The organism is Bradyrhizobium sp. (assembly GCF_049581145.1).
Classification (GTDB): Bacteria; Pseudomonadota; Alphaproteobacteria; order Rhizobiales; family Xanthobacteraceae; genus Bradyrhizobium.
Map to the genome: position 1 here is coordinate 1 of NZ_JBAURI010000315.1, position 14,285 is coordinate 14,285.

The window sequence follows — 14,285 nt, forward strand, 5'->3', positions numbered from 1 at the left end:
GCGAGGACGAACTGACCGCGATCGCCGAGGCCATGCATGGCCAGGGTCCGAGCGTGCTGCAATTCGTGCTCGATCCCTCGACCATCCACGAAGACCTGCCGATGATGCTGCGGGTGGCGGACAACACCAGATGTCCGATTACCTTCTCGATCACCCAGAACGACAAGGCGCCGCGACGCTGGCGCCAGACGCTCGACGAGATCAATGCGGCTGCCGCGCGGGGTCTGTCGATCACCGCGCAGATCGCGGCGCGGCCGGTCGGGTTGCTGCTCGGCCTCGAATTGTCCCGCAACCCGTTCCAGACCCATCCGAGCTACCGGCAGATCGCGGAGCTGCCGCTCGCCGAGCGTCTCGCGCAGCTGCGCCAGCCCGAGCGGCGCGCGGCGATCCTCAACGAAGTCCCGACCGCGACCGACGATCCGCTGTTCTTCCGGCCGAACTACGACAAGATGTATCTGCTCGGCAATCCTCCGGATTACGAACAGCCGCCGGAGAACGCGCTGGGCCCGCAGGCCCGCCGCCAGGGGTGCAAGCCGGAAGAGCTCGCCTATGAAGCCATGCTGTCGGATGAAGGCCGCGGCATGCTCTACGTGCCGTTCCTCAATTATGCCGACGGCAATCTCGACGCGACGCGCGAGATGCTGAGCGATCCACGCGCGGTGCCGGGCCTCAGCGACGGCGGCGCGCATTGCGGCATCATCTGCGATGCCAGTTTCCCGACCTATCTGTTGACGCACTGGACCCGCGACCGAAAGCGCGGCGAGAAGCTGTCGATCCCGTTCGTGGTGGCGGCGCAGTCGCGCAAGACCGCGCTCTCGGTCGGCCTCTCCGATCGCGGCCTGCTGGCGCCCGCCTACAAGGCCGACGTCAATGTCATCGACTATGACCGGCTGCATCTGCATCCGCCCAAGGTGCATTACGACCTGCCGGTCGGCGGCCGGCGCCTGCTGCAGCAGGTTGACGGCTATGACGTAACCCTCGTGTCCGGCGTGGTGACCCAACGTGACGGCAGCGCGACCGGTGCGCGGCCGGGCCGCCTGGTGCGCGGCGCGCAGAAGATATCGCCAAGCCTCGAAGCCGCGGCGTCGTAAACAGCGATCGATTCTTAAGGGTGGGCAAAGGCGCCCTTGCGCCGTGCCCACCGATCGTGCGCCCGGCCTCAAGGAATTTGGTGGGCACGCGCGCTTTGCCCACGCTATATGGCTGCGCAGCGCCGCCCTATGCAAATTTCGGCTGTATCGTTTCCCGACTCATCAACCGCGCGCGCTCGGTGTTGGGCCAGAGCAGCGTCAGGCCGAGCAATCCGGATACGACCATGATGCCCGCATTGATGGTGAAGCCGATCATATAGCCGTCGAGCAGCGAGTCCGAATGCTGGATCACGCTGCCCATCACCGCAGGCGCGAGGATGCCGGCCAGCGTATAGAGCGCGCCGTAGATAGAGATCACCGCGCCGCGCTGTGACACCGGCGTGAACTCGCTGATCATTGGCGCGCAGACCACATAGATCGATCCGCACAGGCCGGAGCCGACAACGAGGAGCGCGATCATCAGGCCGCCTGGCGCGACATGCGGCAGCACGGCAATAATGGCACCACCGGCGATCAAGGGCGCCGCACCGAGCACACCGCGGGCACCGCGCGTGGTAAAACCGCGCGCCAGCATCACCTGCGATATCCAGCCGGTGAGCAACACGATCACGGCGCCGAACACCCATGGCAGAATGGAGATGAAGCCGGCCTCTTGCTGCGCGAAGCCCAGGCCATTGACGATGAAGGGCGTAAACCAGGTCAGCCCCAGTGACAGCGCCCAGTAGGCGCCGAAGGTCGACGTGACGCAGCCGACAAAGGTGCGAGAGGTCAACAACTGAAAATAGGGAATGCGGCGTTCACCGGCGGCCATCGCCGCGGTTTGCACCAGCGGGCCCTCCTTGCCGAGGATCAGCCAGGCCACAGCCCACATCAAGCCGGCTATGCCGAGCGCGCCGAACGCATAATGCCAGCTGTGATTGACGATCAGCCAGTTCAGCGCAGGGACTGCGAGGATCACGCCGAATGCCGAGCCCTGCGACAGAATCGCGATCGGCAGCGTGCGCTTCTCGTCCGGGAACCATTTGAAGATGGCATGCGCCGCGACTGAGCTCGCGGGGCCCTCTCCGGCGCCCAGGACGACGCGGCAGACCAGAATCGTGGAGACACTGACCGTTCCCAGCATCGGGAATTGCGCCAACGCCCAGATCAGCGCGAGCATCAAGAGCACCCATCTGGTCTCGATGCGGTTGACGACGAAGCCCACCGCGATCGCCGAGACGGAGAACAGGAAGAAGAACGAGGAGCCGAGCAGGCCGAACCGCTCCGGATCGAGCTTCAGCTCGGTCATGATCGGCACGCCGGCAAGACCAACGACGATCTTGTCGGCGAAATTCACCAGCATGAACAGAAATAGCAGAAACGTGATCTTCCAGGCGCCCTTTGGGGTCGGCTGCGCGGCCATGATCCCTTCCTCGTCATATCCTTCGCAAGCCCTGTCGTCGGGCGTTTGAGCATGCTACAGGCCGCTTCGGCGCCAAGGCAACCAAGCATTTGGTCACGCACTGCAACAGGATCGAGTGTCCCACGCTGCTGCCTGACGGTGTCGTGCTGATATCCAACAACCAGGTCACGAATGCGTCGTCACATTTTTGAGACCGTGATCTGCCACCACAGCCTTGGTATGCATCACGGCTCTGCCCGAGGGAGTTACCATGACGAGACCGCCCCTTCGTCGTGTGGCCTGCGTGTTCATGGTCGGCATGCTGACCCTGTCAGCGACGCGCGCGCAACAAACCAATCAAGACGCCAACCACGGCAGCAACACGCCGGATTACGAGGCCATCGTCGCCTCGCCCGACCGCAGCGACGCCGACCGGCAAACCGATCAGCGCCGGCAGCCTGCCAAGATGCTGGCGTTCACCGGCGTCGTCAGCGGCATGAAGGTGCTGGATATGGAAGCCGGCGCCGGTTACAGCACGGAACTGCTGGCGCGCGCCGTCGGACCCGGCGGCGTCGTCTACGCCCAGGATTCCGCCGCGGTCATGGAGCGGGTGAAGGACAAGTTCGACGTCCGCGCGAAAAATCCTGCTATGCACAATGTCGTGCATATCATCAGGGATTTCGACGACCCGATCCCGCCGGATGTTTCCGGCCTCGACCTCATCACCTTCTTCTTCGCCTATCACGACATGACTTACATGCCGGTCGATCGCGCCAGGATGAACGAGAAGATGTTCGCGGCCCTCAAGCCCGGCGGCTTCCTCGTCATCGCCGACCATGCAGCAAAGCCGGGTGACGGCACCGCCGTCGGCAAGACGCTGCATCGCATCGAGGAAGCGACGCTGCGCAAGGAAATCGAGGCCGCCGGCTTCAGGCTCACCGCCAAAGGCGATTTCCTGCACCATCCGGAAGATCCCAGGGACGTTCCGGTGTTCCATCCCGCCGTGCCGGTCGACGAGTTCGTCCTGAAATTCCAGAAGCCGCAGTGATCGCGTTGCCCATGCCCAACGCGGCCGTCCGATCTTGCTGAGCGTTCGCGACCTGACCAAGACCTACCGCTCCGCCGGCGAGCAGGTCGCCGTGCTGCGCGGGGTGAATCTCGCGGTCGCCGCCGGCGAGCGCGTCGCGCTGACCGGCGAATCCGGTTCCGGAAAAAGCACGCTGTTGCATCTGATCGCCGGGCTTGATGCCGCCGATGGCGGCGAGATCCGGCTCGATGAGACCTGCGTAACCGCGCTGTCCGACGCCGGACGCGCGGCCCTGCGGCGCGACCGGCTGGGCCTGGTGTTCCAGCAGTTCAATCTGATCCCGAGCCTCAGTGTCGCCGATAATCTCGCCTTCCAGGCCCGCATCGCCGGCCGCCACGACGCCGCCTGGCATGCCGAGCTGGTGGAGCGGCTGGGACTCGACAAGCTCCTGAAACGCTATCCCGAACAATTGTCCGGCGGCCAGCAGCAGCGGGTCGCGATCGGCCGCGCGCTGGCGACCAAGCCGCTGCTGTTGCTCGCCGACGAGCCGACCGGTAATCTCGACGAGGCAACGGCCGACGACGTGCTCGCGCTGACGCGCGATCTGGTGGCGCGGACCGGCTGCGGTTTCCTGATGGTCACGCACAGCACGCGGCTGGCCGCGACGCTTGACCGTCACGTCACGCTGCATGCGGGACTGATCAGATGAGACGCGCGCTCTGGACCCTGGCGGTGCTATTGAGCCATTGGCGGCGGCATCCGATGCAGCTCGCCACGCTGCTGATCGGGCTGATTGCCGCGACCGCGCTGTGGAGCGGCGTGCAGGCGCTGAACCTTCAGGCCCGCAACTCCTATGACCGCGCCGCCGCCGTGTTTGGCGGCACGCGCACGGCGATGCTGGTCAGCCGGGACGGCACGGCCTTCCCGCAAGATCTGTTCGTCAAGCTGCGACGCGCCGGCTGGCCGGCGTCGCCGGTGCTCGAAGGCCGCGTCCAGATCGCGGGGCACAGTTACCGGCTGCTCGGTATCGAGCCAGTGACGCTGCCGGCCGAAGTCGGCACTGCGCCCTCGATCGGACGAAGCGATTTGCAGGCCTTCATCACGCCGCCGGGCCAGACCCTGGTCGCTCCCGAAACATTGTCGGATCTCGGGCTTGTCGAAGGCGCGTCGCCTACTCTCGGCAGTGGCTTGACGCTGCCGCCGCTCAAGGTGCAGCCGCAGCTCGTGCCCGACGTGCTGGTCGTCGATATCGGGATTGCGCAAAAACTCCTGAACCGGCCCGACCAGATTTCGCGGCTTCTGCTCGGCAAGACCGGTGGCCCGCGTCAGCCGCTCGCCAACGTGACCGGTGACCGGCTCCGTCTGGTCGAGCCCGAAGCCGAGAGCGACCTGGAGCGCCTCACGGACAGCTTTCACCTCAACCTCACGGCGTTCGGACTGTTGTCGTTTTTTGTCGGGCTCTTCATCGTCAATTCGGCGATCGGCCTGACCTTTGAACAGCGCCTGCCTATGTTGCGGACCTTGCGGGCGTGCGGCGTCTCCGCGCGGCTCCTGAACAGCATGCTGGTGCTCGAACTGGTCTCGCTGGCCCTGGTCGCGGGCCTGATCGGCCTGATCTGCGGCTATCTGATCGCGGCCGCATTGCTGCCTGACGTGGCGGCGTCGCTGCGCGGTCTCTATGGCGCCGAGATCCCCGGCGAACTGACCTTGAGGCCGGCATGGTGGATTGCCGGCCTCGTCATCAGCGTTGCCGGCGCGCTCGCCGCGGCGACCACCAGCCTCGCCAAGGCGATCCGGCTGCCGATCCTGGCTGCGGCGCAGCCCTACGCCTGGCAACAGGCGCAGCACCGCTGGCTGATCCTGCAGAGCGCCCTCGCGCTTGCCGTCTTCGCCGTCGCAGGCGCGCTGTTGTGGTTCGGCAACTCGCTGCTGGCCGGATTTGCGGTGCTGGCGGCCCTGCTGCTTGGCGCGGCGCTGATCCTGCCCGCACTGCTCGAGATCGTGCTCAGCATCGGCCAGCACAACGCCCGCCGCGCGCTCGCGGAATGGTTCTGGGCCGACAGCCGCCAGCAGCTGTCGGGGCTGTCGCTGGCGCTGATGGCGCTGTTGCTTGCGCTCTCGGTCAATGTCGGCGTCGCCACCATGGTGGAAACGTTCAGCCGCACCTTTCTGGTCTGGCTCGACGGCCGGCTCGCCGCCGATGTCTACATCTTGGCGGCGGACAATGCGCAGGCCGCAGCGATCAAGGCCTTCCTCAGCGAACGCTCCGACGTGCAGGCCGTTCTGACCGGCGCCCGGACCGAGGCACAACTGGACGGCCAGCCGATCGAAGTGCTCGGCCTGCCCGACCACGCCACCTATCGGGATCACTGGCCGCTGCTGCAGGCCACGGCGGACGGCTGGGACAGGCTGCGGGCTGGTGACAGCGGCTTCATCAGCGAGCAATTGTCGCGCCGCATGAATCTGGCGATCGGCGACCGCATCGCATTGCCTGCGCCCGGCGACGAATGGCCGATCACGGTCGCCGGCATCTATGCCGACTACGGCGACCCCAAGGGCCAGATCGCCGTCAATGCTGCTGCACTGGCCCGGCATTTTCCCGATACGCCGCAGACCCGGCTGGCGCTGCGGGTCGCGCCCGCCGACATACCGGGGGTGATCGCGGCGGTGTCGGACAGGTTCGGCCTCGATGGCCGCAACCTGCTCGATCAGTCCACGGTCAAAGCGGAGTCGAAGCGGATCTTCAACCGCACCTTCGCCGTGACCGCCGCGCTCAACGCCTTCACGCTCGGCGTCGCCGGCGTCGCGCTGCTGACCAGCCTGTTGACACTGGCCAATTCCCGGCTGCCGCAGCTCGCGCCGTTATGGGCCATGGGCGTCACGCGGCGGCGACTTGCGGCAATCGAGCTCACCAAGACGCTGTCGGTCGCGTTCGTCACGGCGCTGTTCGCGCTTCCGCTCGGCCTCGCCGTTGCATGGTGCCTGATCGCGATCGTGAACGTGAAGGCGTTCGGCTGGCGGCTGCCGTTCCATGTCTTTCCGTGGCAGCTCGTCAAGCTGGTCGGCGTCGCAATGGCGGCAGCGCTGCTCGCCTCGCTGCTGCCGGTCCTGCGGCTGGCGCGGATGCAGCCGGCCAATCTGGTCAAGGTGTTCGCCAATGAGCGCTGATCTCGGACTGTCGCGGCGCGCTTTCGCAAGTGCCCTCGGGCTTCTCGCTGTCACGCCAAAGCCCGCGCTTGCGCAGGGTTTTGCCGGGCTTTCCGACGAGGCTCGGGGATTCGCGGCAGTGACGCCCGGCAAGGTCTTTGCGTTTCCGGCCGATCACGGTCCGCATCCGGACTACCGCATCGAGTGGTGGTACGTGACCGCCAATCTCGTCGATGCCGGCGGCACAGCCTACGGCACGCAGTGGACGCTGTTTCGCCAGGCGATGGCGCCCGGCGGCAAAGAGGACGGATGGGCCAGCCAGCAGATCTGGATGGCCCATGCCGCCGTCACCCGCGCCGACACCCATCGCGTTAGCCAGACCTTTGCGCGCGGCGGCGTCGGTCAGGCCGGCGTGGAAACGAAGCCATTTCAGGCCTGGATCGATGCCTGGCAGATGCGTGGGCTCGGACCGATGAATCCCGACACCGTCTCGCCGCTCGAGCTCACCGCCGCGGCCAAGGATTTTGCCTATGCGCTCAAGCTCGAGGCCGATCGTCCGCTGGTGCTGCAAGGCGAGGCGGGCTACAGCAGGAAATCACAGCGCGGACAGGCGTCGTATTATTACAGCCAGCCGTTTTTCAGAGTGAGCGGCCGCGTCACGATCGACGACCACCCGATCGATGTCACCGGGCAGGCCTGGATGGACCGCGAATGGAGCAGCCAGCCGCTCGCCTCCGACCAGACCGGATGGGACTGGTTCGCGCTGCATTTCACCAGCGGCGAGAAGCTGATGCTGTACCGGATGCGCCAGAACGATGGCGATGATTATGTGTCCGGCAGCTTCATTTCGCCCGATGGCGGCGCCCGGCCGCTCGCTGCAACCGATATCCGCATGACGCCGCAAGGTACGGTCGACATCGAAGGACGGAAGCTCCCGGTGCGCTGGCAGGTCGCCGTCCCCTCGCTCGAGCTCGCAATCGAATGCGCGCCTCTCAACCCGAAGGCCTGGATGGGGACCAGTTTTGCCTATTGGGAGGGCCCGATCGGCTTTCATGGCAGTCACAGCGGCGTGGGATATCTGGAGCTGACCGGCTATTAGATTCGGCCGTCTTTCAAAGGGGGACCATCACGATGTATCACTTCACCGCACTCGTCACATGCCTGGCGATCATCTTCTACTTCATCACCTCCATGCGCGTCGGCGGGGCGCGCGCCAAATTCGGCGTCAAGGCGCCGGCCATATCAGGCAATTCCGACTTCGAGCGGGTGTTCCGCGTGCAGATGAACACGCTGGAGTGGATGCCGATCTTCCTGCCGTCGCTCTGGCTGTTCGCGGTCTACGACAGCGATGCGGTCGCAGCCGTCATGGGCCTGGTCTGGATCGCCGGCCGCATCCTCTACATGACCGGCTATGCGAAAGCCGCTGAAAAGCGCGGACCGGGCTTTGCGATCCAGGCACTCGCCTGCGCGGTGCTGCTGCTCGGCTCGCTGGGCACCATCATCTGGCGCCTGATCCAGGCCGGCTGACGCGATGCCACTCGATCAGCGGCGCGTCCGCTGCAGGGTTTGCGAGGGCAGTTCGCCGAAGGCGGTGCGGTAGTCTCTGGCGAAGTGACCGGGGTTGGCGAAATTGCACTCGAAGGCGATCGCCGTTACGCTCACGCTGGGATCGCCGGACAGCAACGCCTCCCTCGCCCGCTTCAGCCGCACCATTTTGGCGAACGCCATCGGCGAATAGCCGCGGGCCAATTCGAATGCCCGGAAAATCGAGCGCGCGCTGACGCCCGCTTCGATCGCCAGCCGTTGGATCGTGATCCCCTCGTGCCTGTGGGCTTCGATATATTCCTCCAGCCGGCGCACGAGACCGGGCGCCGGCATTCTGGCCTCGCGCTCCAGCAGATGGCTGAAGCTATGGCGGCTCGCCCAGAGGAACGCCGTCTCGATCGCCTGCTCGAGCTCGATGCAGGCGGCGTCCGGCAATTTTGACGACGTCGCGTCGAGCTGCTCGGCCAGACAACGCACCAGTCGCAGCAGGCCTTGCGCGTAAGGCTGCCTGGCGTCGATGGCGGGATCGAACGTCAGTTCGCCCCGCGGCCTGACGCCGATCAGCGCGGTCAATTTGCACAGCAGCGCCGTTCGGTCGAGGCGAAGCGTCAAGCGCTGATGCCCCGCTCCGCAAAACATGCGCCAGGGCGCGCCCGCAGGCGTGATCGCCAGCTGATCCCCGTTGATATCCGTCTCAATCCCACCGACCATGGTCGCACCGCGGCCGCTGAGCGCGATCTGCAGCCGAATGAAGTCGGCCGCCACGTGATCCGCCACGAGATCGGAACTGGTGGCGCCGAAGGCCAGTTCGGTCTCCTTGATCTGAATCAGATTGACGCGCGCCGTAAATTGACGGGCGTTGGCGAGATCGCGCAGGGTGGCGCCGAGCAATGTCGACGCAAAATGCTTCAGCTCCTCGGCATTCGACGTCGCAAAGACCGGAAAGCGCTGCAGCAGCTCGGGTGCGCCATTACTCATTGCTGTGACTTATCAATCCAGTGAACGAGACAACATCAATCATTCGATGCGACAGGCTGCGCCAGCCTCGGTGCTGATTTTTCGCGAGACGCACACGCGACTCGATATCCTTCCTCAGCATAGCTTAACGGAAGCTATTTTCGATGCAGAACGAATGTTTCGCGGTGGATACAATCAATGGTATCAGTGTACGTATCGGTTATTTAGCGGGCGCCATTCCCCGCGGCTGTCTCGCACACACCCCACATCGCGGCCGCTGTCAGTTGGAGCAGCCGCTGCCGGTGGGTCAATGGCGATCCAGCGATCGCGGCTTACTTGGTCAGCGGGCAGCCACTCTCCTTCGCCGTGAAGAACGCCTTGTCGCCGGGAACGACCGCGAGCTGCTTGTAGTAGTCCCACGGCTTCCTGGATTCCGCAGGCGACTTGACCTCGAACAGATAGAGGTCGTGGACCATGCGGCCGTTCGCCAGCACCTTGCCCTGGGCAAAGGCGTCGTCGACCGGCAGTTCCTTCAGCTTCCTGGCCACTGCGTCAGAGTCCTTGGTGCCGGCGGCCTGCACCGCCTTCAGGTAGCTCAGCGTCGCCGAATAGGTCCCGGCATGGATCATGCTCGGCATGCGTCCGGTGCGCTTGAAGAAGCGCTCCGCGAAGGCGCGCGACCTGTCGTCGTGATCCCAGTAGAAGCCTTCGGTGAGGACCAGGCCCTGGGCAGCTTCGAGCCCGAGGCCGTGCACCTCGGACAGCGTCATCAGGAGGCCCGCCAGCTTCTGGCCGCCCTTGACGATGCCGAATTCGGCGGCCTGCTTGATCGAATTGGTGGTGTCGAGCCCGGCATTGGCAAGCCCGATGATCTTGGCTTTCGAGCTCTGGGCCTGCAGCAGGAACGACGAGAAATCAGACGAGTTCAGGGGAACGCGCACCGAGCCGAGAACCTTGCCGCCCTTGGCGGTGACGATGTCGCTGGTATCTTTTTCCAGCGCGTAGCCGAACGCATAATCGGCGGTCAGAAAGAACCAGGTATCGCCGCCGGCCTCGACCAGCGCACCGCCGGTGCCGACCGCGAGCGCGTGGGTATCGAACGCCCAATGGAAGCCGTAGGGCGTGCAGGCATCGCCGGTGATGCGCGACGTCGCCGCGCCGACCACGATATCGATCTTCTTCTTGTCGTTGGCGAGCGCCTGAACCGCGAGCGCCACCGACGAGGTCGTGAGCTCGGTGATCATGTCGACGTTTTCGGTATCGAACCAGCGTCGTGCGATCGAGGTGGCGAGATCGGGCTTGTTCTGGTGATCTGCGGTGACGAGTTCGATCGGCTGTCCCAGCGCGTTGCCGCCGAAATCCTCGATCGCCATCTTGGCGGCCTCGATCGAATATTTGCCGCCGTAATCCGCGTAGACACCGGACTGATCGTTCAGGATGCCGATCTTGACGCCCTCGGCCGACGCCGGCAGCGCGAGCAAAAGGGTGACCATCGCGACCGCCGCCGCCAATGTCCGTTTCATCTTTGTCTCCCAGCAAGATTGATCACGCGCACGATATTTCAAAACGCAGCCGCTGCCCAATTCTTTCGCGTAGCATGACTTTCGCGCAGGATCGATTTCGCGCAACCGCCCCGGCCCGGCTCTGCTATGCGGCCGCTTCCGGCTGCGGAACCTCGCGCCGCGAGCCGTCGGCGAGATTGCGCACCAGCATTGAGGACACTGGCGTGACGATCAGGCCGAACAATGTCACGCCCGGCATCCCGAAGAACACGGCGACGCCGACCGCCTGCCGCATTTCCGAGCCGGAGCCGGTCGATACCGAGGGCGGCCGGCATGAGGGCCCGCCCGAAATGTCGAGGCACTTTTTGGGATAAATCCCCGGAGCCAATCTTGGGGCATGACGCCGCGGCAGGTTTTGGCTAGATTGTCACAAACAATACAAGACAATCGTCCCGGGAGGACAAGCGCGTGCACAGAGGGCGTGTCGTTTTCGGCGCGATGGACGAGGTCGTGTTCGGCCAGCCGGCCGCAGCGGCGATCGTCGCGCAGATGGATCGCCTCGAGGCCGCGCGCGCCTTCCTGATGGTGTCCGGCACGCTCAACCGGCAGACCGACGAAATCGAGAAGATCCGCGCGGCGCTGGGGTCGCACTGTGTCGCGACCTTCGACGCGATGCCGCAGCACACGCCGCGCGAGGCCGTCATCGCGGCCACCGAGCAGGCGCGAGCCGCCAACGCCGACCTCATCGTCACCGTCGGCGGCGGCTCGATCACCGACGGCGCCAAGGCGGTGCAGCTCTGTCTCGCCAATGACGTCCGAAGCGTCGAGACGATCGACAGCATCCGCGCGGTGAAGGGCTCAGCGCCCGCGATGCGGCCGCCGTCCGTCCGCCAGATCAGCGTGCCGACCACGATCGCCGGCGGCGAGTTCTCGGCCATTGCCGGCGTCACCAACCAGCGCAGCAAGGTCAAGGAAGCGCTGCGCCACGACCTCGCCATGCCGCGTGCGGTGATCCTTGATGCGGCGCTGACCATGCACACGCCGGAATGGCTGTTCCTGTCGACGGGAATCCGCGCGGTCGACCATTGCGTCGAAGGCATCTGCTCGCGCGAGGCCCATCCTTACGCCGACGCCCAGGCGCTCCATGGACTTGCGATGCTGGCCGGCGGGCTGCCGCGGGTGAAGGCCGATCCGCGCGACCTCGACGCGCGGATGGACTGCATGATCGGCACCTGGCTTTCGACCGGGCCGCTCACAGCGGGCGTGCCAATGGGTGCGAGCCATGGCATCGGCTACGTGCTCGGCGCCGGCTACGGCGTGCCGCATGGCTATACGTCCTGCGTGATGCTGCCGGCGGTGATGCGCTGGAACAGGCCGGACAACGGCGATCGGCAAGCGCTGGTCGCAGTCGCAATGGGGCAGCCCGGCGCGGACGCAGCCGACGTGCTGGATCGCTTCATCCGCGATCTCGGCATGCCGCGCAGCCTGCGTGAGGTCAACGTCGACGCCGAGCATTTCGATGCGATCGCGCAGCAGGCGATGGCGACGCCATGGGTTCCGCGCAATCCGCGCCGGATCGACGGCCCGAACGCGGTGCGCGAGATCCTTTTGTTGGCCGCTTAAGGGGGATTGGGACGATAATGTATACTGGCAAACATGCGCATCTGCGGCCGCTACAGCCGGCCTTCATCATGGCCTCGACCGGCGAGGCGGTGACCTACCGCGAACTGGAGGCGCGGTGCAACCGGCTGGCCCATCTGTTTCGACAACGCGGGCTGCAGCGGCTCGATCATTATGCGATCTTCATGGAGAACAACAACCGCTACCTTGAAGCCTGCGGCGCGGGCGAGCGCTCCGGTCTCTATTTCACCTGCGTCAATTCGTATCTCACGCCGGGCGAATTGGCCTATATCCTCAACAACAGCCGGTCGCGCATTCTGATCACCTCGGTGGCAAAGCTCGAGATCGCCCGCGAGGCGCTCGAGGCGTGTCCCGCAATCGAGCTCTGCGTCGTCGCCGACGGCGCAAGCGAAAACGAGTGTATCGTAGGGCTGGACGAGGTGACCGCGGCCCTGCCGAAGACACCGATTCCGGACGAGGCGGTCGGCACCGCGATGCTGTATTCGTCCGGCACCACGGGTCGGCCGAAGGGCATCCTGCGCCCGCTGCAGCAGCAACCGCCCGAACAGCAGCTGCCGCTGTTCGATTTCCTGCAAAAACTCTGGCACTACCGCGAAGGCATGATCTACCTTTCGCCCGCGCCGCTGTATCATTCGGCGCCGCAGGCCGCCGTCAACCTGACGATCCGGATGGGCGGCACCGTGATCATCATGGAGAAGTTCGACCCCGAACGTTATCTGCAACTCGTCGAATATTGGGGCGTCACCCACAGCCAGCTGGTGCCGACGATGTTCTCGCGCATGCTGAAGCTGCCCGAGGCACTCCGAACGCGCTATGACCTGTCGTCGCTCGAGATCGCGGTCCATGCCGCCGCGCCCTGCCCCGCGCTGGTCAAGGACGACATGATCCGATGGTGGGGACCGATCATCCACGAATATTACGGCGCGACCGAAGGCCTCGGCTTCACCGCCTGCAGCAGTGCGGAATGGCTTGCGCATCGCGGCACCGTCGGCAAGGTGCTGCTCGGCGAGTTGCATATTCTCGACGAAACCATGCAGGAATGTCCGACCGGCACGCCGGGCACGGTGTGGTTCAAGACCGCCTCGCCGTTCGAATATTTCGGCGATGCCGAACGTACCAAGGAGGCGCGCTCGCCGGACGGCAGCATGAGCACGGTCGGCGACGTCGGCTATGTCGATGCGGACGGCTATCTCTATCTCACCGACCGCGCGACCTTCATGATCATCTCGGGCGGCGTCAACATCTATCCGCAGGAATGCGAGAACCTCCTGATCACCCATCCCAAGATCGCGGATGCCGCCGTGTTTGGCGTTCCCAACCCCGACCTCGGCGAGGAGGTGAAGGCGGTGGTGCAACCGATGCCGGGGATCGAGCCGTGCGAAGCGCTCGCCGATGAATTGATCGCGTTCTGCAGCCACACGCTGTCGCGCCAGAAGGTGCCGCGCTCGATCGATTTTGCGGACGAACTGCCGCGCCTGCCGACCGGCAAGCTCTACAAGCGGCTGCTGCGCGACCGCTATTGGGGCGACAAGACCTCGCGGATCGTGTGAGATATCTTCTCCGTCAACGCGGCTCGCTCGCCAATGTCACGGTCGCAATCGCAGTTCGTCGTCCAGAGCCGCCTCGGACCCAATCGCGCAGCGGCTCCAGACAGCGGCGGTTCAGCACGGCAAAGCCCGCGCATGCGACGAGGACGAGGGGCGTGACAGCTGCCAGCAACAGCCAGCCGCGCTGCTCGCCGCCGAGCACGGTGCTCACGACCACGAAGCCGCACAGCCACTGCACCAGGAAGGCGAAATAGGACCACTCGCCAAGCGTCCGGTCGATCCGGCCGATGAGCGGACCAAAGCTCTCCCTGGACAGTCCGGACAGGCCCGATGCGACGATCGTGAAGCAGACCGTGTCGAGAAAATATCCCGCGCCGGACGCGTAGGATTGCGGCAGCAGGCTGCCGCCTGCCAGCATGTTGCAAAGCCACGCGACGAAGGCAATGC

At 65.2% G+C, this 14,285-nt stretch carries 11 protein-coding genes and 2 pseudogenes; 8 read left to right on the forward strand and 5 right to left on the reverse strand.

From position 1 onward, the window contains the following. Nucleotides 1–1,091, forward strand: a 1,091-nt coding sequence (locus WCB02_RS10485) for an amidohydrolase family protein (RefSeq protein ID WP_423958039.1), incomplete at its 5' end; no start/stop codon positions are given. A gap of 127 nt (nucleotides 1,092–1,218) precedes the next feature. Here WCB02_RS10485 and WCB02_RS10490 read toward each other — a convergent pair. Next, on the reverse strand, nucleotides 1,219–2,493 hold the full coding sequence (locus WCB02_RS10490) for an MFS transporter (RefSeq protein WP_423958041.1): 1,275 nt from the start codon (nucleotides 2,491–2,493) through the stop codon (nucleotides 1,219–1,221). 250 nt (nucleotides 2,494–2,743) lie between these two features. On the opposite strand from WCB02_RS10490, the gene WCB02_RS10495 reads away from it, so the two are divergent. From WCB02_RS10495 to WCB02_RS10515, 5 genes are read left to right on the forward strand one after another with little or no spacing between them, the layout of a single operon-like run. Continuing rightward, nucleotides 2,744–3,520, forward strand: coding sequence for a class I SAM-dependent methyltransferase (locus WCB02_RS10495; protein ID WP_423958042.1), 777 nt, complete (start codon nucleotides 2,744–2,746; stop codon nucleotides 3,518–3,520). Between the two features lie 34 nt (nucleotides 3,521–3,554). Beyond that, complete coding sequence (locus WCB02_RS10500) at nucleotides 3,555–4,208, forward strand: ABC transporter ATP-binding protein (RefSeq protein WP_423958043.1); 654 nt, start codon at nucleotides 3,555–3,557, stop codon at nucleotides 4,206–4,208. Then, nucleotides 4,205–6,667, forward strand: a complete 2,463-nt coding sequence (locus tag WCB02_RS10505) for an ABC transporter permease (RefSeq protein WP_423958044.1) — start codon at nucleotides 4,205–4,207, stop codon at nucleotides 6,665–6,667. The genes WCB02_RS10500 and WCB02_RS10505 overlap by 4 nt, the downstream gene beginning before the upstream one ends. Beyond that, nucleotides 6,657–7,745: a lipocalin-like domain-containing protein gene (locus WCB02_RS10510; protein WP_423958045.1), complete on the forward strand. Its 1,089-nt coding sequence runs from the start codon at nucleotides 6,657–6,659 to the stop codon at nucleotides 7,743–7,745. Before WCB02_RS10505 ends, WCB02_RS10510 begins: the two co-directional genes overlap by 11 nt. Nucleotides 7,746–7,777: 32 nt before the next feature. Next, nucleotides 7,778–8,173, forward strand: a complete 396-nt coding sequence (locus WCB02_RS10515) for an MAPEG family protein (protein WP_423958047.1) — start codon at nucleotides 7,778–7,780, stop codon at nucleotides 8,171–8,173. A gap of 15 nt (nucleotides 8,174–8,188) precedes the next feature. On the opposite strand, the gene WCB02_RS10520 is transcribed toward WCB02_RS10515, so the two are convergent. From WCB02_RS10520 to WCB02_RS10530, 3 genes and pseudogenes are all read right to left on the reverse strand, one after another. Continuing rightward, a complete protein-coding gene (locus WCB02_RS10520) occupies nucleotides 8,189–9,169 on the reverse strand; it encodes an AraC family transcriptional regulator (protein ID WP_423958048.1) in 981 nt (326 codons plus the stop codon). Between the two features lie 311 nt (nucleotides 9,170–9,480). Further along, the gene (locus WCB02_RS10525; RefSeq protein WP_423958050.1) at nucleotides 9,481–10,671 is read right to left on the reverse strand and encodes an ABC transporter substrate-binding protein; all 1,191 of its coding nucleotides are present in this window, start codon (nucleotides 10,669–10,671) and stop codon (nucleotides 9,481–9,483) included. Nucleotides 10,672–10,795: 124 nt separating this feature from the next. Beyond that, nucleotides 10,796–10,978: pseudogene (locus WCB02_RS10530) on the reverse strand (hypothetical protein); the annotation flags it as partial. Between the two features lie 140 nt (nucleotides 10,979–11,118). On the opposite strand from WCB02_RS10530, the gene WCB02_RS10535 reads away from it, so the two are divergent. Beyond that, entirely contained in the window at nucleotides 11,119–12,273 is a 1,155-nt protein-coding gene (locus tag WCB02_RS10535; protein WP_423958051.1) for an iron-containing alcohol dehydrogenase, read from the forward strand. A 17-nt stretch (nucleotides 12,274–12,290) separates the two neighbouring features. Beyond that, the gene (locus WCB02_RS10540; protein WP_423958052.1) at nucleotides 12,291–13,841 is read left to right on the forward strand and encodes an AMP-binding protein; all 1,551 of its coding nucleotides are present in this window, start codon (nucleotides 12,291–12,293) and stop codon (nucleotides 13,839–13,841) included. A gap of 13 nt (nucleotides 13,842–13,854) precedes the next feature. Here the strand turns inward: WCB02_RS10540 and WCB02_RS10545 are convergent. Beyond that, nucleotides 13,855–14,285: pseudogene (locus WCB02_RS10545) on the reverse strand (hypothetical protein); the annotation flags it as partial.